The sequence below is a fragment of the Gemmiger gallinarum genome, assembly GCF_014982805.1.
GTDB lineage: Bacteria > Bacillota > Clostridia > Oscillospirales > Ruminococcaceae > Gemmiger > Gemmiger gallinarum.
In genome coordinates this window covers 1-20,573 of record NZ_JADCKC010000005.1, presented here as the reverse complement: position 1 = coordinate 20,573, position 20,573 = coordinate 1, and the positions used below count along the sequence as shown (strand labels likewise).

Annotated in this window: 15 protein-coding genes; 9 read left to right on the top strand and 6 right to left on the bottom strand. The window is 52.0% G+C overall.

Annotated elements, in window-relative coordinates; translation table 11 throughout:
* Positions 1–460: 460 nt before the first annotated feature.
* Complete coding sequence (locus INF35_RS13460; protein WP_193503333.1) at positions 461–2,068, bottom strand: response regulator transcription factor; 1,608 nt, start codon at positions 2,066–2,068, stop codon at positions 461–463.
* Position 2,069: 1 nt separating this feature from the next.
* Entirely contained in the window at positions 2,070–3,836 is a 1,767-nt protein-coding gene (locus INF35_RS13455) for a sensor histidine kinase (RefSeq protein WP_193503331.1), read from the bottom strand.
* 181 nt (positions 3,837–4,017) lie between these two features.
* On the opposite strand from INF35_RS13455, the gene INF35_RS13450 reads away from it, so the two are divergent.
* Positions 4,018–4,710 carry a YesL family protein gene (locus INF35_RS13450; protein ID WP_193503329.1) on the top strand — a complete coding sequence of 231 codons (693 nt, stop codon included), beginning with the start codon at positions 4,018–4,020 and terminating at the stop codon, positions 4,708–4,710.
* A gap of 65 nt (positions 4,711–4,775) precedes the next feature.
* On the opposite strand, the gene INF35_RS13445 is transcribed toward INF35_RS13450, so the two are convergent.
* Both INF35_RS13445 and INF35_RS13440 read right to left on the bottom strand, forming a co-directional pair.
* Positions 4,776–6,272, bottom strand: coding sequence for an alpha-N-arabinofuranosidase (locus INF35_RS13445; RefSeq protein WP_193503327.1), 1,497 nt, complete (start codon positions 6,270–6,272; stop codon positions 4,776–4,778).
* Between the two features lie 97 nt (positions 6,273–6,369).
* Positions 6,370–7,530 carry a glycosyl hydrolase family 8 gene (locus INF35_RS13440; RefSeq protein ID WP_193503325.1) on the bottom strand — a complete coding sequence of 387 codons (1,161 nt, stop codon included), beginning with the start codon at positions 7,528–7,530 and terminating at the stop codon, positions 6,370–6,372.
* 560 nt (positions 7,531–8,090) lie between these two features.
* Between INF35_RS13440 and INF35_RS13435 the strand changes: the two genes are divergently transcribed.
* The 3 genes from INF35_RS13435 to INF35_RS13425 are packed head-to-tail and all read left to right on the top strand — an operon-like array spanning position 8,091 to position 13,158.
* Entirely contained in the window at positions 8,091–9,776 is a 1,686-nt protein-coding gene (locus tag INF35_RS13435; protein WP_193503323.1) for an SGNH/GDSL hydrolase family protein, read from the top strand.
* A gap of 34 nt (positions 9,777–9,810) precedes the next feature.
* Positions 9,811–11,964, top strand: coding sequence for a glycoside hydrolase family 3 C-terminal domain-containing protein (locus tag INF35_RS13430; RefSeq protein ID WP_193503321.1), 2,154 nt, complete (start codon positions 9,811–9,813; stop codon positions 11,962–11,964).
* Between the two features lie 45 nt (positions 11,965–12,009).
* Positions 12,010–13,158, top strand: a complete 1,149-nt coding sequence (locus INF35_RS13425) for a cysteine desulfurase family protein (RefSeq protein WP_084759169.1) — start codon at positions 12,010–12,012, stop codon at positions 13,156–13,158.
* Between the two features lie 76 nt (positions 13,159–13,234).
* Here the strand turns inward: INF35_RS13425 and INF35_RS13420 are convergent, their stop codons facing one another.
* Positions 13,235–14,110, bottom strand: coding sequence for an AraC family transcriptional regulator (locus tag INF35_RS13420; RefSeq protein WP_193503320.1), 876 nt, complete (start codon positions 14,108–14,110; stop codon positions 13,235–13,237).
* Between the two features lie 34 nt (positions 14,111–14,144).
* Positions 14,145–15,446, bottom strand: coding sequence for an ROK family transcriptional regulator (locus INF35_RS13415; protein ID WP_193503318.1), 1,302 nt, complete (start codon positions 15,444–15,446; stop codon positions 14,145–14,147).
* Positions 15,447–15,505: 59 nt separating this feature from the next.
* Between INF35_RS13415 and xylB the strand changes: the two genes are divergently transcribed.
* The 5 genes from xylB to INF35_RS13390 all read left to right on the top strand — a co-directional run.
* Positions 15,506–16,990 carry a xylulokinase gene (gene xylB, locus INF35_RS13410; RefSeq protein ID WP_007048102.1) on the top strand — a complete coding sequence of 495 codons (1,485 nt, stop codon included), beginning with the start codon at positions 15,506–15,508 and terminating at the stop codon, positions 16,988–16,990.
* 28 nt (positions 16,991–17,018) lie between these two features.
* The gene (locus INF35_RS13405) at positions 17,019–17,660 is read left to right on the top strand and encodes a DUF4867 family protein (RefSeq protein ID WP_193503316.1); all 642 of its coding nucleotides are present in this window, start codon (positions 17,019–17,021) and stop codon (positions 17,658–17,660) included.
* A 36-nt stretch (positions 17,661–17,696) separates the two neighbouring features.
* The gene (locus INF35_RS13400; protein ID WP_193503314.1) at positions 17,697–19,187 is read left to right on the top strand and encodes an L-fucose/L-arabinose isomerase family protein; all 1,491 of its coding nucleotides are present in this window, start codon (positions 17,697–17,699) and stop codon (positions 19,185–19,187) included.
* A 25-nt stretch (positions 19,188–19,212) separates the two neighbouring features.
* The gene (fsa, locus tag INF35_RS13395) at positions 19,213–19,872 is read left to right on the top strand and encodes a fructose-6-phosphate aldolase (RefSeq protein ID WP_193503312.1); all 660 of its coding nucleotides are present in this window, start codon (positions 19,213–19,215) and stop codon (positions 19,870–19,872) included.
* 1 nt (position 19,873) lies between these two features.
* A partial coding sequence (locus tag INF35_RS13390; RefSeq protein WP_193503310.1) for a transketolase occupies positions 19,874–20,573 on the top strand: 700 nt, incomplete at its 3' end.

The following is a 20,573-nucleotide window of genomic DNA, read 5'->3' as shown; positions in this document are numbered from 1 at the left end:
CGATAAACATCGTAAATGTTTTGATCCCATCGGACGATTCGGACGATTCGGACGATTCGGTGGAAGCAGAGCCGCCACATGCCGTTAAGCCCAGCAGCATGGCCGCGGACATACTTGCCGCAAATACGCGCCGCCACAATTTTACTTTCATAATTGGCCTCCTGTAAATAGATTTTTCGCCCCTTGCGGGCTTTTCCGATTTAAGTATATATACTAAAAATGTTTTACACAACCGACAAATTCTAGTAAAAACCCCTGAAAATTATAGCTTTGCAAATTCAACGGAAGAGGAAATCGCGTTAATCAGCGAAACAATGATACAAAAAAGACAGGCAGTCCCCCATCCTTGAAGTATTTTGGAAGGCAACATGCCTGCACTTTTGCTTGGTTTATCGTTGTTTTTGTTGTTTTTTAGGAATGCAAAAAACGAAAAGCAAGTGTATGATTATTCTGGTGTGAATTATTTCCCGGGAAATTCAGAATGTGGTTTCTCGGTTTTGCTCTTCCGAAAATGGGAAGGCGTACAGCCTTTCAGCTCGATAAATTTGCAAAGGAAATAATCCACATCTTTATAGCCCACATCTTCGGCAATGCGGCCGATCCGCTTGTTTGTGTACAATAGCTGGTGGCACGCTTCGTTAATACGGTAAGAACACAAATAGTTTTTAAAGGACTGTCCGTATTTTTTGCGGAAGATTTGCCCTAAGTATGCACTGCTGATATAGTATTTTTTGCCCAAGCCCTGCAACGTCAGGTTTTCCGAGTAGTGTTCCTGGATTTCCTTGTCGATAGAATCCAAAATATCGGTGGAGATATTTTTTCGCAGAAGGGAAAGGTAGTCTGCATACTCGCGTGCAAAGCGGAACAGATGCTGTCGGCTCCCGCGGGAAATTCCTTCCCGGAAAGACTGCGCGCTGATAAATTGCAGCATTTCCTTCTGGTTGGCTTCGTTGTCCAAATTGGATGCAAGATGCATAAGCCGGAACAAAAGATAATTTAAGTTCAGGTTGATATCTTTGTTATGTACGCCACGCTGCTGCATTTCGGCAAACAAATGGTCTATTTCGGAGCCGATGCGTTCCTGCTCATTCAGTTCAATGGCGGTAATCAACTGATCCAGGGTATCTTTGCACAAAACGGCTCTTTCTTGCGGAACCGATAACTCTTCCTCGTAATAATAGATCGATTTTTGCTGGCGGAAGGCGCAAAGGTTTTTCAGCCCGCAGACGGTATCATACGATTCAGAAACAGTGGTGATATCGTCCACTTTTTTGCCAACCAGAAATCGCAATTCGTGTTGTGTCGAAACACCCAATTTCTTATAAAAATCCTGGATATACTGTGTTTCGGAACAGCCGGCATTTCGGGCAAGTGCACCGCTGTAAACAAAAGCAATCCCATACCCAACGCGATCCAGCGAAGCGTCATAGAAACACCGGCTCCGGTCCTCGCCTAAAATTTGCACACAGCTTTGGTACAGGTCACGCTGCACCATACGGAAGTGGTTCTCATCATCGTCATCTTCGCTGTCCGAAGAATGGCAAGCGGAAATTTCAATGTAACGAACGCCGTCCGAAAAATCCAGATGCTTATGCAGATAATCCACGCCGTTGGGATCATATTTGCCGAACAGCAACGAGATCAAACACCGGGCTTGATAGGCCAGTTCGTACTGCTCCTCCATTTTGCTGTTTTGCGAGATGTTATTGTATTTGCTGAGAATGGATAACAGATCTTGCTTTTCCACCGGTTTGAGAAGATAGTCGATACACCCGTAGCGCAGCGCTTTTTGAGCATAGGAAAACTCACTGTATCCGCTCAGAATCACGAAACCGGCGTTGGAAAGATTCTCCCGGCGAACAGTTTCCAGTAATTCAAGTCCGGTCATTTTTGGCATCATAACGTCGGTGATGACAAGGTCAACGGGTAACTTTTTTATGTACTCCAAAGCCTCCTGTCCGTCGGACAGAACGGCAGCCACTTCATAGCCTGCGGCGTTCCAGTCAATCAACGCCTGCAAACCTTGCGCAATAAACTGCTCATCATCTACGATAATAACTTTTAACATGTCACTCCGCCCTTATTGCTTTGTTTAGAGGGAACCGAATCGAAACAAGTGTTCCAATGTCCGGCTCGCTTTCCACCGAGAACTGTGCAGTATCCTCCGTCATCATGCGGATGCGCAGGCAGGTGTTCACCATGCCTACGCGTCCTTTTTCTTTTAACATTTTCAGGCTGGCGTTGCGCATCCGGTCTTGAATACGTTCTGCCTCGGCCTCGTCCATACCGCCACCGGTATCTTCAATTTCCATGCAAAGCGCATCGTTTTCTGTATACACGCGTACAAAAATCCAACCGGGAGAAGATTTTGCTTCAATACCGTGCACACAGGCATTTTCCACAAAGGTGGTAATGGTCAATTTCGGAACCAGGATGTTCTGGCAATCTTCCTGCGCATTGATTTGATACGAAAGGCGCTCCCCGAAGCGATATTTTTGCAAGGCCAGATACGTTTCAACAAACGCCAGCTCACGCTTAATGGTATTGGAATCCGAGGACCAATCCACGTTTTGGCGCGCCATTATGGCCAATTTCTGTACCATATCGGCGGTTTCTTCTTCTTTTTTCAGGATGCTGTGCATACGGATGCTTTCTAGTGCGTTGAACAGAAAATGGGGATTGATTTGGCTGTATAAAGCCATCAGCTCTGCGTTCTGCCGGGCAATATCCATCTCCTGCTCTTTCAGTCGGCATCGGTAGACGGTGTCAATCAGGCTGTTCATCCGGTCGGCCATGCGGTTGTAGTTGTCCATCAGACTGCCGATCTCATCTTGACCGCTTGGCCCGGAAATCTTGATCAACACGTCGCTGTTTATCTGGTTGAAGACTTTTTCCAGACGGAAAAGACGAGAAGTAATGGAATTCTCCAGCAGATTCATCAAAAGCTGCGGGGGAATAATGTTCAGGATCAGCAGCAGGATCAGGATATGGATGTTTTGGCGAATCAGGGCTAAAACGTTGCCGATTGGTTCCATCACATAGATGTCCAGATCTTCCCCGTAAAGGGTAAAATGCTGGGACAAGCCTACCGAATCAGACGGGGAGAATGTGTCATAAGGCTGCCAACGATAATTGGGCATTGCGTTCGTAAGCAAAATCCGGTTACCGCTGCATACATAAACTGAATAGTTATACCCCATGTTCTGGAAATCGCGGTCCAGCGTGCTGTAATTGATTTCAATACACGAAAGGCGCTCCGCCTTATCGCTGTAAAGGCCATTCATCCCACGTAAAAACAACACCTGGCGCCCATCTGTTTCATCATAAGAAAAAAGAAGCCGAAGGCTGTAGCCATCCGCAGTATACTGCTGATACCAGGGCTCCTGCGAAACGGTGGATAACCGTGCAAATTCACTGCCGTTTATCAGGGTTTCATTGTCTGCATACACCCGTATGACGGAATTTGTGATCCGGGAAACACCCTGCAGCAAAGAATTGTGGATGTATTCTCGGTAACTTGAAAAATAGTCCTGGGGACTGGCATATTGCCGGCTCACAAAATCCTGGAGGGAGTTATCCATATACAGGCTGGTAGAAATCAGCGCGGAATCTTCTGCGGCGGCGGAAAGCATCGACTGCACTGATTTGGCTATTTTTTCCATCTGGTGCAGCTGCTCGGCATGCTCGTTCTTGGTTAATGCATGTAAAATTACAATATCGGTCAAAAATATGGGGACCAGAATACATAAAAAATAAAGATATCGAAGTTTTTTCTTCAGGCTTAAGTTATTGAGAAAACTCTCCAGCTTGATTCTGACATGATGAAACCGGTTCATACAAAGCTCCTTACCGGTGAACGTTGCAAAAGGACCTTGCTATTTTTAACGGTGCAAAGTATAATGCCAGTATAATTCAGCCGCAGAACCATTGTCAATCAAATAACAGATTGAATAGTGTACAATCTGAATCGCTGTTTTTGGTGAATATTTACATCCTGAAAAAGAGGAGGAGAACTCATTGAGAGGCGTTTTTAATCCGGACAGCCCCCTGATGCGCGCCCTGGGCGTTGTGTGGGATCTTATTGTCCTGAATCTGCTGTTCCTGGTTTGCTGCATTCCGGTGGTCACCATTGGCCCTGCCATCACGGCTTTACATTATGTCACCACAAAAATGGCGGGTGAAAAAGACGGCACTCCGGTGGTCGGCAATTTTTTCAAGTCATTCCGGGCAAATTTCCGCCAGGGCGTACTGATGGGAATTCTTTTTGGGGCCGCAGGGGGATTTCTGGGCTATGATATCTATCTTCTATGGCATTCCGGGAATTTCCAAAACAGCATCTTTAAGATTTTGATTCCCGTGGCAGCAATCGCTTATATGATGACCTTCGTATATGCTTTCCCGCTGCTTGCAAGATTCAACAATACGGTTTTAGGTACCATACGGAATGCGTTTATCATGTCTGTGACCTCTTTGCCCAAAACCTTTTCCATGTTGTTGTTGATAGGCGCATGTGTAGCATTTACCCTGTATACACAGACCACATTGCGCTATGGACTGTTTTTGTGGTTTGCGCTGGGGTTCTCTTCGATCGCTTATGCAAATGCATTTGTTTTAAATGGCGTTTTCATGAAGTGCTCGGAGCAGTACTCTTCTCAGATAAATCAGGAGCAGTCTCAGGATACTACGGAGAATTCAGACGGCAAAAAGTAACCGTTTGACGGCATAGAATAAAGCAGAAGAGCGCAGGAGTCATCTCCGGCGCTCTTGTCTGGAAATCAGGCTTTCAGTGTAAAGGCAGCAACGCTGCATGCGGGCAAGAGGGAAGTAAAGCTGTTGGTACCAACAGTTATGTTTGTCAACGGCTTCGGCTCGACTTGATGGGGATTATCGAACGTATTGTAGGCAGCCGCGCCGGCACCATCACCGCTAAGAACCTGACCGGTGATGGAAGTAAACTTGCTCAGGCCATCCCAGTGAATTTCAACAGGCACAGAGGAATGATCGCTGAGGTTGACGACGGTAACCAGCACATTGCCGTTATGGTCTTCACTGGCGGAAACGTGCAAATTGGGAACCTTGCAGTCTGCCCCGTCTGCACCGATGAGCGCTGTTTCTGCGTAAGTTTCCAGCTGGCGAGCCCCCTGGTGGCCTTTGAACATATGGAACACGTGATACGTGGGCGTGCAAAGCATGCGCGGCCCGTCGGTAAGAATCATAGCCTGCAACACATTGACCGTTTGTGCAATGTTGGCCATGACGACGGAATCACAATGATCGCCAAAGATGTTCAGGTTGACTGCAGCGACCAGGGCATCCCGCATAGCGTTTTGCTGGTACAGGAAATGGGGGTTGGTTCCTTCCTCCACATCAAGCCATGTACCCCATTCATCAATTACAAGCCCCAGATTTTTGTTGGGGCAGGCCTGCCGCATCCGTGCGGTGTGGTTTTCAATCAACCCCTTCATCTGAAGGGCTTTATACATGGTAATATAATACTCTTCGCGGCTGAACTTGGTGGCAGAGCCTTTGTGCTCCCATTCGCTGCCGGGAATGGTGTAGTAATGCAGGCTTAAAGCGTCTACCAGCGCCCCGGTCAGTTCAGCAACCCGTTGCGTCCAATCGTAGTTGAAATCACAGGCGCCGCTTGCAATTTTGTAAATCTTGTGGGAAGGATCGTAGTCCCGTAGGAAACTGGCATACTGACGGCACAGATCGGAGTAGTAGTCTGCGCGCATATTGCCGCCGCCGCCCCACATTTCGTTGCCGATTCCCCAGTACTTTACGTTCCAGGGTGCATCCTGACCGTTTTGCCGCCGCAAGTCCGCCATGGGGGAAACGCCGGGCATGTTGCAATATTCGACCCAGTCGCACATTTCCTGTACAGTGCCGGTGCCTACGTTTCCGTTGATGTATGCTTCGCATCCCAACTGACGGCACAGCTCCATAAATTCATGGGTGCCAAAGGAATTATCCTCCCGTACACCACCCCATGTGGTATTGATCAGCGTCTTACGGGAAGACTTGGGACCGATGCCGTCCTGCCAGTGATAGGTGTCTGCAAAACAACCACCCGGCCACCGAAGGACGGGAATATCCAGCTCTTTGAGAGCATTGACAACATCGGTGCGCATTCCATTCTGGTTGGGAATCTCGGAATCTTCGCCTACATACAGGCCGCCGTAAATGCAGCGCCCCAGATGTTCGGCAAAATGCCCGTAGATGTTTTTATTGATGGTGCCGACAGAGCGGTTGCCGTTAATGAAAATCAACATTGACATAGCCTCCTGAATGTGTGGTCCGGTAAACTGCGGTTCATGGAAAAAAGCAAACCGAAGGGGAAGGAAAAAATCGTTTTTTCGGTAGGGTACATTATACCGTTGCTTCTTGCGGGAACCAGATGCGGTAATGCCCGCTTAAAGCAAGCAGCGCAAAAAGATACAGGCAATTGTCATAATAACGCCGCGGTCCGGAACGGAGCGGAGTGCTAAAGAACCGGCGGAGCCATTCATCTGCGCAGGCGTCATCCAGAATCAGGGAACCCTGCGCAATGGTAGCCAGAAGCCCTACAGGATGCAGAGCATTTCCTTCAACGGGTGTGCCGTCGATCAGATAGATGCCGTTTGTTTGCCCGTGTTCCTTTTCTTCAAAAAATTGCTGAATATGTGCAGCTGTTTCTTGGGCCCAACCGTCTTTGTCCCCGAACCATTGGGCATCCAAAGCAATGTTGCCCAACGTGCGGTATGCATCGCTGAAGAACCAGTCGTGACGGTCCGGCTGATCACCCCGATGCGGGCGGCCGTCGTACTCGGCATATTCGGCACTCAATCCGGTACGGGCGTGGCAGGCTTTGCGCAGGTACTGGCGGCTGGCCGCTGCGGCTGCATGCCAGAAAGGACGGTCGCATTCGTCGCTCCACAGAGCAAAAAGTTCATAGAAATGCGGCAAATGATAAGAGGGATCGGTAAATTCACAGTTGGGAACGAATTTGATGAGATGGTTTTCGGGGTTCCACATGGGAAATCCGGAACCGGCTTCTTCGCCTTTGTGTACACATGTGTGCAAGATGCGCCGTGCCCAGGAAGCGTAATCCAGTACCCCTTCGCCGGAACCCCAGCGGTTGGCTGCAAAAAACAGGGACATGGCAAAAAATTCTTCGCCGTCAGGGGCGGGTCCATCGGAATTTTTGCTGCCGTCAGTATGACAGGACCAGGCAAAATAGCCGGCGTTTTCCCCTTCGGTGAGGTACATGTGGGTCACGACCCATCGCCACAGGCAGTCGAATTCCTTCTGGCGATTCATTTGTACGCAGAACATCATTGCGTAGGACATGCCCTCGGTACGGATGTCATGGTTCCCCGTATCCTCTATGTACATCATCTCAGGTCCGGCAAAATGGCAAAGGCGAACCCCCTCCGGACCATAGAACATCTCCTCAAATGTGCTTTCCAGCTTGTTGTCAATTTCGGCCTGCGAATATCCAAGCCGTTCCAGTCTGTTCAAATATTGCCCGTTATAGTAGGCACCTTCCATAATAATTTCAGCTCCTTCTGGACCGTGTAAGAGGTAACCGGTTTACGCGGTCTGCTGTTCTTGTGACTCACTATAGCAGCTTTTCGATTGCATGGCAAGCGCACAAATGGCATGGGTATGGCGAAAAGCTGTCAGCCATTTGAAAACTCTCTGGAATACAGCAATAAATGAGAAAGACTGTTTCATCCTACATCTTTTTCAAGAATCAGAGGAACAAACAGAAACCGCAACATTCGCCTATCCTTATTTTTCATCATGGTTCTCTAAATTAAATAAATGGTAGCATCAGTAGCGGAGTAAGGGCAAACGGGAAACAACTTTACAAAATCAGAATCAACTATGAATGGCGGCAGGGTTGTGGCGTCTTCTTGGCGGTATAAGCAAATTGATCGAAAATTGCTGACTTTTCAATCAGAGCGGTTAATCCGCTACGGAAAACAAAAAAGCAAAATACAAGAATTCGTATAGCAAAAAATGAGAAGCGCACTCATACATAAGGATTTATGATAGAGAAAAATTGCCAGAAAGCAAAAATTTTATCATGAAAAGGTGAAGGAAATATGCGGGATCAACGAATTGCTCCACGGGATCCCATCCCTCAGCGAGAGGCTCTGTATATTCTGGTTGATAAGCCCGTCGGCGGCGGGGGCTCCGATGCAGAGGCCAACCGATTTCCTGTTTTCTTGAACGATGAGCGTTTGGTAACATTCGCAAAAATCGTGGGTGGCGTTCAGGACGAGAACATTCTGCAAATGCTGCAGACAGCTAAAGGCTTCCGCCGGTTGGTTCACAGCATTGGTGTGAGCGTTGTCAGTGATGCGCCTGATAAAGCGGCCGTCTTTAGCATGTATTTTTCGGGAGAACATGGCACAGAAGGAGGCAGCGGCAAGATTTCTCTGTGTACCAACGGCGTCGAAACAATCCTGGAAATGGCTTGCGTAGAGGAACAAGATACGGATGCTGTTCCCGGCAAGTTCTTGATAGAACTCCCCTGTGAAGAAGACACGGCCCTTGTGACGGTCAAATTTTACCTTCATGACGGATACCATGCGCCGCGATTTGATCCGGATCCGCCGGTTGAATTTGATACGCCGCAGTATAACGCAATGATCGCACGATCTTGCTTGAGTACAGGGAACAATGCACGGATCAAGCGAGTTCTGGAGGACCTGCGTGCTGGTAAGCCGGTGACTCTGGCTTTTCTTGGCGGTTCTATCACACAGGGGGCCGGAGCTATTCCCGAACAGGAAAAGTGTTATGCCCGTCTGACCTTTGAAGCAATCCGGGATCAATATTCCTCTGCACCCGATCAAGTGAATTATATCAAAGCCGGCGTAGGCGGAACCCCCTCACAGCTGGCTTTGAATCGCTATGATCGGGATGTCACACGCAATGGTACGGTATCCCCGGATCTGGTCGTGGTAGAATTCGCCGTCAATGATTTGGGGGATGAAACCAATGGATGCTGCTACGAAAGTCTGGTGCATCGCATTTGGAATGATCCCGGCGAACCGGCTGTTATTCTCTTGTTTTCTGTATTTGCAAATGACTGGAATCTGAAAGAGCGGTTGGCCCCCGTGGGATGGCGGCATGAATTGCCCATGGTGGACGTGCTGGAAGCGGTCAGCCCCCAGTTTGGAGCAACGACTGCGCAGCGGAGTGTGATTACCAAGCGGCAATATTTCTATGATACCTATCATCCTTCGAACGCTGGGCATCGCATCATGAAGGATTGCTTGATGTATCTGTTACAGCGTCTGGATGCCCAACAGAGTATGGCACCTGCAAAAGAAGCGCCGCCCTATTACAGTTTTTACTTTTCTGCGATGGAGGCATATGACCGCAGTAACTTGCCGTTTGACATCTCTGTGGACCCGGGAAGCTTTACCGGTACCGATGAAGATCTGCAGATGGTTGCATTGGATAATGACACTTACAATACAGCGCAGTTTCCTTTCAACTGGAAAAAAACGTCCGGAAAGAAACCGTTTCAAATGGAGTTGGTATGCAAGTCACTCCAAATGGTTTTTAAAGATAGCGCATCCTTGGATTTTGGAAGAATTCGCGTAACAGTAGACGGACAGACGGTTGCATATTATGACCCGAGGGAAGTGGGATGGACCCATTGCCACGCAACAATTCTGTTCGCAGAAGAAACCGCCGGCAAGCACCACATAGAAATCTGCATGGCGCCGGAGGATGAAGGTAAGACCTTCACAATCCTTGGCTTTGGCGTTGTGCGCTAATGATACAAAATAAGAAGAAAGGGGTACGTACAAAATGAAAGATCGTAACCAAAAACTGGAACAATACCGGGAGCGGGCACGCGCACTGGTTGCACAAATGACGCTGAAAGAAAAAGTCAGCCAGATGCTCAGCTGGGCTCCGGCCATTCCGCGTCTGGGCATCCCTGCATACAACTGGTGGAACGAGGGCATTCATGGCGTGGGACGCGCCGGAACGGCAACCGTATTTCCGCAGGCAATTGGTCTGGCTGCGTCTTTTGATGAGGATTTGCTGGGCCAGGTCGGGGAAGCCGTCGGCGTGGAAGCGCGTGGCAAGTACAATATGTATCGCAGCTATCAGGATCGGGATATCTACAAGGGCCTGACGATCTGGGCCCCTAACGTAAATATCTTCCGTGACCCGCGCTGGGGCAGAGGGCACGAAACCTATGGCGAAGATCCGTACCTGACCTCTCGCCTGGGTGTACGCTTTGTGGAAGGTATGCAGGGCGATGACCCGGACTATCTGCGCGCCGCTGCCTGTGCCAAACACTTTGCAGTCCATTCGGGTCCGGAAGACCAGAGACATTATTTTGATGCCAAAGTTTCCCAACAAGATTTGTGGGAAACGTATCTGCCGGCCTTCCGGGCGCTTGTAAAGGAAGCCGGAGTGGAAGCGGTCATGGGTGCCTACAACCGCACAAACGGTGAACCGTGCTGCGGCAGCAAAACCCTTCTTGTGGACATTCTGCGCGGAAAGTGGAATTTCCAGGGGCATGTTACGTCCGACTGCTGGGCAATCAAGGATTTCCATGAAGGGCATATGGTCACGTCCGGCCCGGTGGATTCCGTGGCCCTGGCCGTAAACAACGGGTGTGATCTCAACTGCGGCGATCTGTACGCGTATCTGGAAGAAGCTGTGGCAGAAGGCAAGGTAAAAGAGGAAACGATTGACCGAAGCCTGGTCCGGCTGTTTACGACCCGCATGAAATTGGGCATGTTTGATGCGGAAGAGAAGGTACCCTACAACAAAATTGGGTACGATGCGGTAGATAGCCGGGAAATGCAGGCCCTGAACCTGGAAGTGGCCGAGAAGGTTCTGGTTCTGCTGAAAAATGAAAACCATACCTTGCCGCTGGATAAAAGTAAGCTGCATCGGGTCGCAGTGGTCGGACCGAATGCGGACAACCGTAAGGCTTTGGTTGGTAATTACGAGGGGACCGCATCCCGGTATGTGACGGTTCTGGATGGAATCCAGGAGTATCTGGGAGAAGATGTACAGGTTCGCTACTCTGAGGGGTGCCATCTGTATGCAGATAAGATCCAGGGACTGGCAAAATCCAATGAGCTTATCAGCGAAGTACGCGGCGTATGTGCGGAATGTGATGTGGTGATTTGCTGCCTGGGCTTGGATGCGGGCCTGGAAGGCGAAGAAGGCGACCAGGGAAACCAGTTTGCCAGCGGCGACAAGCAGTCTCTTTCTCTGCCGGGAAACCAGGAGTCTGTACTAAAAGCCTGCATCGAGAGCGGAAAACCTGTGGTGGTGGTGGTGCTGAGCGGCAGTGCGTTGGCCTTGGGCACTGCGCAGGAAGGGGCAGCCGCCGTTCTGCAGGCATGGTACCCCGGTGCCCAGGGCGGCCGGGCCGTAGCGCGTGCCTTGTTCGGGGAATGCAATCCGCAGGGTAAGCTGCCGGTCACTTTTTATCATTCGGATGAGGATCTGCCTGCATTCACGGATTATGCAATGAAGGGACGCACCTACCGCTATATGGAAAAAGAACCGCTTTACCCCTTCGGTTATGGCCTTTCTTACAGTCATTTTACCTTCCGGGATGCCAAGGCCGATGCTTCACAGATTGGGCCGGACGGTGTGGATGTAAGGGTAACGGTAGTCAACGACGGGCAGTACCGCGGCCGTGAAACCGTTGAAGTTTATGTCAAGGCAGAACGCCCTGGCACACCGAATGCGCAGCTGAAAGCACTGGCAAAAGTGGACCTTATGCCTGGGGAAGAAAAGTGCGTTACGCTGCATCTGCCGCAGTGTGCTTTTGCTCTTTGCAACGAGGAGGGCATTTCGGAAGTGCTGCCGGGTGAATATACCGTTTGGGTAGGAGGAAGCCAGCCCGATGCACGCAGCATCCTGCTGACGGGACAGAAACCACTCAACATCCTGCTGCATCAAAAGGAGAAAGTTGTTATCTCCGACTGATGTCCCCTCCTGAACCCCATCTTTCCGTTTGTTGGAGATGATTTGATGAGTGATACGATTTACGCAGATCACGCTGCTACGACCCCGCTTGAACCGGAAGCCTGGGAAGCGATGTGTTATTGGCTTACTAAGGATTTTTCCAATCCGGCAGCCTTGTATCGAAGCGGAATTGCTGCGCATCAAGCAGTAGAGCGAGCGCGCCAAAGTGTGGCAGAATGCCTGAGATGCAGCGCATCACAAATCTTTTTCACATCCGGCGGCAGCGAAAGCAATACGTGGGCAATCCTGAGCGGTGCCAGCAGAGCAGGCATCGGTAGCAGAGAAGTCGTCACTACGCCTATTGAACATCACTCAGTCGGTAGAGCATGCGCATCGCTAAAAAATAGCGGAATAGCTGTATATACGTTGCCGGTCAGCGAAGAAGGGAAAATAGATTTGCCTGCTTTGCTGCGGGCTCTGGAACGGCAGCCCAGATTGGTGACCATTCAATACGCCAACAACGAGGTAGGCACGATTCAGGATATCCCTACCATTTCCACCCTTTGTCAAAAAAAAGGCGTATTGCTCCATGTGGATGCTGTACAGGCAATCGGGCATATCCCCGTAGTATTAGACGGCATCGATTTTCTCAGTGCTTCCGCGCATAAATTTGGCGGCCCCAAAGGCATAGGCTTCCTGTATGCACGAAATCCTGCTTTGTTGAAGCCTTTAATTTTTGGTGGCGAACAACAGAGCGGATTACGCCCCGGAACGGAACCGGTAGCTCAGATTGTAGGGCTGGCATGCGCGCTCAAACTAGCCTGCAAACAGATGGAGCAGCATGCCGCATTCAAACGAATGTTAGCAGAAGAATTTTGCCAAACACTTCGTCAATCTTGGGCAGAAGTATATTTCAATAGTACCAAAGCAGGCTTGCCTGGTTTGGTTAGCGTGGGGCTGCCAGGCTACGAGGGTCAGAATCTTACCTACCGACTAGATGTGGCCGGCGTGTGTGTTTCACCGGGTGCTGCGTGCGATAACACAAGGAGCCGCAATGCCTCCCATGTATTGCTGGCCCTGGGGGGAACTGCGGCTCGTAATGCATTGTGTACACTTCGGTTTAGTTTTGGCCGGGCCAATCATTCCGGTGACGGAATCGAGGCTGCACAAAGGTTGGTGAAGATTCTTCAATCTATGCCCAAACGCCTGCTATGATTGCGTTCACAGAAACTTTTGTGCGAACCCTTCTAAGGGGGGCGGACGAACAGGGAAGTTGCCTGTTCGGTGCCCATTATTCTTGCGGCGCAGAAAAACCAAGCCCCAATTTTCTGAATTCGCTGGGTGTGCAGCCAATTTGAAATTTAAAAATGCGATTGAACGTGGCCAACGAATTGAATCCTGAACGCATGGCAACTTCTGTGATGGGGAGCGAAAAGTCTGCTAACAGGGTTTTGGCAAAGAGAAGCCGTCGCCCTAACAGATAGTTGTGGCAGGTGGCCCCTGTTATTTCTTTAAAAAGCCTTGCGAAGTGGTACTTACTGAATCCTGCTTCATTGGCCAATTCGTCCAAAGACAGATCTTCTGTGCAGTGAGCATTAATGTAATTGCATAACATGGAAAAACGCTCTTGCTGTTCTTTTTGCCGCAGGGGAGAGATGTTTTCATGCGGTGCATTCTGATGGAGCTTGCGGCCTATGACTGCGAAAAAGTGCAACATCAGCGAAGACAACTCGCAATCCCGAAAGACCGCCGCACCAAAGTATTCTTTTTCCATCCGGGTCATCAGGGCCAGAAGCTGGTCGTTGAACTGCGGTTGATCCTGATAGCGTAACAGCTTGAAGGGATGCAGGGTGGAAAAAAAAAGCGCAAGCTCGTGGAACTGCTCAAACATTGCGGTACTAAAATTCAAAATGTACCGCTCGCCCTCCTTTGGAGCTGTAATGCTGTGCAATTCCCCTGAGCCGATGAACAGTATGTCATGGGGTTTCAAATAAAGAATTTCGTCTGCAACGGTCACATTATAGGTGTTTTGGATCGGGCAGATAATCTCCCCGGGGACATGCCAGTGTAACGGGAAGTCTTCCGCTGAATTGTTGTGATATAACCGGATGTTGGAAGCGAGTGTAAAGTTTACAGTTTCGGTGGTACCGTTCAATTTTTCAATCATAGCAAATTCCTCTTAAACGTGACGGCAGCCGCAATCATAACTCCTCAACGAAAAGATTGATAAAATGCAATGCTGCACCAAGCGGAACCGCGTGCTTGAGGTAATGGCAAAGGGAAATATATTCAGCTTCCTCATCAAACGGATCGCGGCTGGCCGTCAGCCCCCGGAGCTCCTTTAAAAAAGGCGTGAGATATTGAGCGACATACCCGCCCAGCACAATGCGACAGTCAAAAACCATACGGATCGTGGCAAGCGCTGATGCCAAATGGCGGAGATAATCTTTCCATAACGTTTGGTACGCTAAGTTCCCGGCTTCCAAGCCGGCAAAAAACTGCTCCACGGAGATACCCAAATCGGTAGAAATTCGATCAGAAGAGCAGTAAGCTTCCAGACAGCCACGCAAACCACACTTACAGGAAAGCCCTTCCGGCTGCACGCAAATGTGCCCGAACTCGCCGCTGCGGCCATTCAGACCGGTATAAGGAACACCGTTCATAAGGATAGCGCCACCTACGCCACCTTCTAAGGAAATATATGCCATGCAATCGGAATCTTGCTGAACGTACCATTCAGCATACCCGCCGCTGGTCGCATCATTGCAAACGGAAACAGGGTAAGGGATGCTGCAAATCAGCGGACGAATACTTTGATCCCTCAAATTAAGCGTCGGTGCTGCGACCACACAAGTTCTGTCGGTATTAAAAATGGCTGGTAGCGCGATCCCGACCCCCAGCAGTTTTTCGCGGTTCAGACCAAATCTGTTTAGAAAATTTTCCAAATCGGCTGCAAGGAAGTTCCCCATCTCCTTCATGTTGTTGCAATGGGGATGAGGATACTTTTGATATGCGATTTCATCCAGCCGGAGGTTCGCAGCAATGATCCGAAAATGATCGTCGGTGACAGAAATTCCTACAGAAAAATGCGCATTTTCATTAATGGTCAATTGAAGAGGCCGGCGCCCACCCGTAGATTCTCCAACGCCATCGATGCGCACCAACCCCGCTTGTGTCAGTTCGTTCAGATTTTGATGTACAGTTGGCATACTGAAATTGAGGCTGTCAGCAATCTCCTGCTTAGAACATCCGGGTGCCTTGTAAATATATTGATAAATCTGGTTCCGGGTCAAGCGACGCCGTTCGGTAGGCGGAAGAGAAAGCTTTTTCATATATAATTCCTTTAACTTTTCAAAAGTGAAATCAATGTAAAACACTTTCATCTTACCCAACCACAACAAAAAAGTCAACCGAATCAGAAATTTTTGTGGATATATGGCGATATTTTTCGACTGCTTTTGTTGGTTTTGATGATTGACAGTGATGTATACTTGCAGTATCATATGTAAAGAACTTATATAAATGTTCTTTACGAAAGAATGGCTGGAAAGGCGGTATTCTTATGTTGTATATCGGCGTGGATCTGGGTACCTCGGCGTGCAAATTTCTTCTGGTGGACGAAACCGGCAAGGTGTGCAACCAGGTCTCCCGGGAATATCCCCTGAGTATGCCTCATACGGGATGGAGCGAACAGGATCCTTCCTCCTGGTGGCAGGCATGCCTGGATGGCATCCCGGCTCTGCTGGAAGGCTTCGACCCCGCTCAGGTGCAGGGCATCGGCATGGGCGGCCAGATGCACGGTCTGGTGGCCCTGGACGCCGCCGACAAGGTGCTGCGCCCCGCCATCCTGTGGAACGACGGCCGCACCGCCAGACAGACCGACTATCTGAACAAGGAAATCGGCCGCGAGACCCTGAGCAAATACACCGGCAACATCGCTTTCGCAGGATTCACCGCCCCCAAGATCCTGTGGATGAAGGAGAACGAGCCTGAACTTTATGCGGCTATTGCCAAGATCATGCTGCCCAAGGATTACCTGGTGTACCGCATGACCGGCGTGCACGCCACCGATTATTCCGATGCTTCCGGCATGCTGCTCCTGGATGTAGAACACAAATGCTGGAGCAAGGAAATGTGCGAAATCTGCGGTGTCAAGGAAGAATGGCTGGCCCATCTCTATGAAAGCTGGCAGTTTGTTGGTACCTTGAAACCGGACGCAGCCGCCGCTCTGGGTCTGCCCGAAAGTGTAAAGGTCTGTGCGGGTGCGGGAGATAACGCAGCCGCAGCTGTGGGCACCGGCACGGTAGGGAAAGGGCACTGCAACATCAGTTTGGGTACCTCCGGCACTGTGTTTATCAGCAGTGAGAAGTTCGGCGTGGATGCCACCAATGGTCTGCATGCCTTCGCTCACGCAGACGGCGGCTGGCATCTGATGGGCTGCATGCTCTCCGCTGCCTCCTGCAACAAGTGGTGGATGGATGACATTCTCAAAGTCACTGATAAAGACTATCCCGCCGAGCAGGCCCCCATTACCCGGGACAAGCTGGGCCGCAATAAGGTGTTTTTTCTGCCCTACCTGATGGGCGAGCGCAGCCCTATCAACGACACCGATGCCCGAGGTACCCTCATCGGGCTGAGCATGGACACGACGCGTGCAGATATCACGCAGGCAGTACTGGAAGGCGTGGCATTTGCCATCCGGGATTCGGTGGAAACCGCCCGCTCCATCGGTGTGGAGATCCCCCGGTCCAACATCTGCGGCGGCGGTGCCAAGAGCCCGCTGTGGTGTACCATCATGGCCAACGTGTTGGGCATTCCCTTGGATATTCTGGTTACCGAACAGGGACCCGGTTACGGCGGTGCGCTGCTGGCCATGGTCTGCTGCGGTAAATATGCGACCGTGCAGGAGGCCACCAATGCCCTGGTCCATGTCAGCCGTACCATTGAGCCGGACGCGGAACTCACCGCCCTGTATGAAGAACGGTATCAGAAATTCAAGCAAATCTACCCCACCTGTAAGCCTCTGTTCAAAGAACTTGCCAAGTAACAAGTTAAGAAAAAGGGAGGAAAAACAAATGACCATCTATCCTGTTACTGCCCCCGAGTTTGCCCCTTACGGCCGTGTCATCACCGGATATGAAACCGAATGCGAGGCCGTGGTTGCAGCCCTGAGCGCTTCCACCCCGCTGCCGGAGGGCACCGACTATCTGGCTGAAGATCCGGCCCTGCAAAACCTGCCGGAATCCGCCGCGCTGGGGGCTTCGCTCTTTGGCGGTATGCCCTTCCAGATGGGCTGGTGCAACGGCCACAACACCAAGCTGAACTGCCTGGAATACCACCGGGACAGCGAGTTCAATCTGGGCACCCGGGACTTCATCCTTCTGCTGGCCAAGCAGGACGAGATCGTGGACGGCACGCTGGACACCAGCAAGGTGAAGGCTTTCCGTGTGCCCGCGGGTATCCTGGTGGAAGTCTACGCCACCACCCTGCACTACGCCCCCTGCCACACCGACCCCGCCAACGGATTCAAGGTGCTGGTGGCTCTTCCCAAGGGAACCAACACCGACAAGCCGAATATGCCCATCAAGGGCGGGGACGATGCATACCTCTGGGCCTGCAACAAGTGGCTGCTGACTCATCCCGATTCCGCCGAGGCCGCCCAGGGCGCTGTGGCGGCCCTGACCGGCGAGAACATTGATATCGAAAAAGATCTATAACTAGAATCATCCACATAGAAAACGGAGGAATTTGACATGAAATCTACCAACATTCCCGAAGTCCGCCTGGGCATTGTGGCTGTCAGCCGCGACTGTTTCCCCATTGCCCTGTCCACCCAGCGCCGCCAGAACATCGTGACCGCCTGCAAGACCAAAGGCTTTGAGCCTTATGAGTGCAGCGTCACGGTGGAAAACGAGACCGATATGCTCAAGGCTGTCGAGGAGGTCAAGGCCGCGGGCTGCAACGCCCTGACGGTGTTCCTGGGCAACTTCGGTCCCGAGACGCCGGAGACCCTCATCGCCAAATACTTCGACGGCCCCGTCATGTACGTGGCGGCTGCCGAGGGTGACGGCGACATGATCAACGGCCGCGGCGACGCCTACTGCGGCATGCTGAACTGTTCTTATAACCTGGGTATGCGCCACCTGAAAGCCTACATCCCCGAGTACCCCGTGGGCACCGCCGAGGAACTGGCGGACAAGATGGCGGAGTTCCTGCCCATTGCCCGGGCCGTGCTGGGCGTGAAGGACCTGAAGATCATCTCCTTTGGCCCCCGTCCCCAGGACTTCTTCGCCTGCAATGCTCCCATCAAGGGCCTGTATGAGCTGGGCGTGGAAGTGGAAGAAAATTCCGAGCTGGACCTGCTGGTGGCTTATAAAGAGCACGCCGACGACTCCCGCATCCCCGAGGTCTGCGCCGACATGGCCGCCGAGATGGGCGAGGGCAAGTATTACCCCGACCTGTTGGCCCGCATGGCCCAGTTCGAACTGACCCTGCTGGATTGGGCCGAAGCCCACAAGGGCAGCAAGAAGTATGTGGCCTTTGCCGACAAGTGCTGGCCGGCTTTCCCGTCCCAGTTCGGCTTTGAGCCCTGCTATGTGAACAGCCGCCTGGTCAGCCGCGGCATCCCTGTCTCCTGCGAGGTGGATATCTACGGTGCCCTGAGCGAATATATCGGTATGTGCGTTTCCGGTGACACCGTCACCCTGCTGGACATCAACAACAGCGTACCCAAGTACATCTACGACGAGGAGATCGCCGGCAAGTTCGATTACAAGCTGACCGATACCTTCATGGGCTTCCACTGCGGCAACACGCCGTCCTGCAAGATGTGCGCCGACCGTGCCGTGAAGTACCAGCTGATCCAGCACCGTCTGCTGGAGCCGGCGGGCAGCGATCCCGACTTCACCCGCGGCACCCTGGAGGGCGACATCGCGGCATCGGACATCACCTTCTACCGCCTGCAGTGTGACAGCGAGGGTAACCTCCGGGCCTACATTGCCCAGGGCGAGGTGCTGCCGGTGGCCACCCGTTCCTTCGGCGGCATCGGCATCTTCGCCATCCCCGAGATGGGCCGCTTCTACCGCCATGTGCTGATCCAGAAGCGCTATCCGCACCACGGTGCGGTGGCCTTCAGCCACTGCGGCAAGGCCCTGTTCGAGGTCTTCAAGTACCTGGGCATCGGCGACATCGCCTACAACCAGCCCGACAGCCTGCCCTATCCCACCGAGAATCCCTGGGGTTGATTGATTAGAAAGGAAGTCTTTTGTTATGAAATTCTTTATTGATACCGCGAACGTCAACGAGATCCGCGCCGCCAACGACATGGGCGTCATCGCCGGTGTCACCACCAACCCCAGCCTCATCGCCAAGGAAGGCCGGGACTATGCCGAGACGCTGGCGGAGATTGCCACCATCGTGGACGGCCCCATCAGCGGTGAGGTGAAAGCCACCACCACCGATGCCGAGACGATGGTCAAGGAGGGCGAGGCCATCTACGCCCTGGACCCCAAGCACATGGTCGTAAAAATCCCCATGACCGCCGAGGGCCTCAAGGCCATCAAAGCCTTGTCCGCCAAGGGCATCCCCACCAACTGCACCCTGATTTTCAGCGCCAACCAGGCGCTGCTGGCCGCCCGCGCCGGTGCCACCTACGTCAGCCCCTTCCTGGGGCGCCTGGACGATATCTCCCAGCGGGGCATCGAGCTCATCGAGACCATCCACGACATGTTCCTCAACTACCCCGACATCGAGACCCAGATCATCGCGGCCAGCGTGCGCAACCCCATCCACGTGACCGACTGTGCCCTGGCCGGTGCTGACATTGCCACCGTGCCCTACAAGGTCATTGAGCAGATGCTGCATCATCCGCTGACCGATTCCGGCATCGAGAAGTTCAAGGAAGACTACTGCAAGGTGTTTGGTGAGTGATATGACAAAGGAAGAACGTCTGAAGCTGCAGATCGCAGCCTGCAAGGTGCGTATGGGCGTGATTGAATCCACCCACGGCGCCAAAGCCGGGCACCCCGGCGGCAGCCTGTCCGCCGCCGATATGTTTACTTACCTTTATAATAAGGAAATGCGCATCGACCCCGCCAACCCCAAATGGGACGACCGGGACCGGTTCGTGCTCTCCAAGGGCCACACGGCGCCGGGCCTGTACAGCGCACTGGCCTACCGGGGATTCTTCCCGGTGGAGGACCTGCCCACCCTGCGCCACATCGACAGCTACCTGCAGGGCCACCCCAACATGAACACCGTGCCCGGCGTGGACATGTCCACCGGCAGCCTGGGCCAGGGCGTCAGCGCGGCCGCCGGTATGGCCAAAGCTGCCAAGTACCTGCACAAGGACGACGTCCGGGTGTACACCCTGCTGGGTGACGGCGAGATCGAAGAGGGCGAAGTGTGGGAAGCCTTCCTCTTTGCGGCCAAGTACAAGCTGGACAACTTCTGCGTCATCATCGACCTGAACGGGCTGCAGATCGACGGACCCACCAGCGAAGTGATGCCCACCGACCCGGTGGATGCCAAGATGCGGGACTTCGGGTTCCGTACCGTCACCATTGACGGTCACGACTTCGCCCAAATCGAAGATGCGTTCCAGTATTTCCACACCCAGACAGGCGCCCCCA

Excerpts from the sequence above, each read along its gene's own strand:
- INF35_RS13460 (WP_193503333.1), bottom strand. The coding sequence starts at position 2,068 with ATGTTAAAAGTTATTATCGTAGATGATGAGCAGTTTATTGCGCAAGGT.
- INF35_RS13455 (WP_193503331.1), bottom strand. The coding sequence starts at position 3,836 with ATGAACCGGTTTCATCATGTCAGAATCAAGCTGGAGAGTTTTCTCAAT.
- INF35_RS13445 (WP_193503327.1), bottom strand. The coding sequence starts at position 6,272 with ATGTTGATTTTCATTAACGGCAACCGCTCTGTCGGCACCATCAATAAA.
- INF35_RS13440 (WP_193503325.1), bottom strand. The coding sequence starts at position 7,530 with ATGGAAGGTGCCTACTATAACGGGCAATATTTGAACAGACTGGAACGG.
- INF35_RS13435 (WP_193503323.1), top strand. The coding sequence starts at position 8,091 with ATGCGGGATCAACGAATTGCTCCACGGGATCCCATCCCTCAGCGAGAG.
- INF35_RS13430 (WP_193503321.1), top strand. The coding sequence starts at position 9,811 with ATGAAAGATCGTAACCAAAAACTGGAACAATACCGGGAGCGGGCACGC.
- INF35_RS13425 (WP_084759169.1), top strand. The coding sequence starts at position 12,010 with ATGAGTGATACGATTTACGCAGATCACGCTGCTACGACCCCGCTTGAA.
- INF35_RS13420 (WP_193503320.1), bottom strand. The coding sequence starts at position 14,110 with ATGATTGAAAAATTGAACGGTACCACCGAAACTGTAAACTTTACACTC.
- INF35_RS13415 (WP_193503318.1), bottom strand. The coding sequence starts at position 15,446 with ATGATACTGCAAGTATACATCACTGTCAATCATCAAAACCAACAAAAG.
- xylB (WP_007048102.1), top strand. The coding sequence starts at position 15,506 with ATGTTGTATATCGGCGTGGATCTGGGTACCTCGGCGTGCAAATTTCTT.
- INF35_RS13405 (WP_193503316.1), top strand. The coding sequence starts at position 17,019 with ATGACCATCTATCCTGTTACTGCCCCCGAGTTTGCCCCTTACGGCCGT.
- INF35_RS13400 (WP_193503314.1), top strand. The coding sequence starts at position 17,697 with ATGAAATCTACCAACATTCCCGAAGTCCGCCTGGGCATTGTGGCTGTC.
- fsa (WP_193503312.1), top strand. The coding sequence starts at position 19,213 with ATGAAATTCTTTATTGATACCGCGAACGTCAACGAGATCCGCGCCGCC.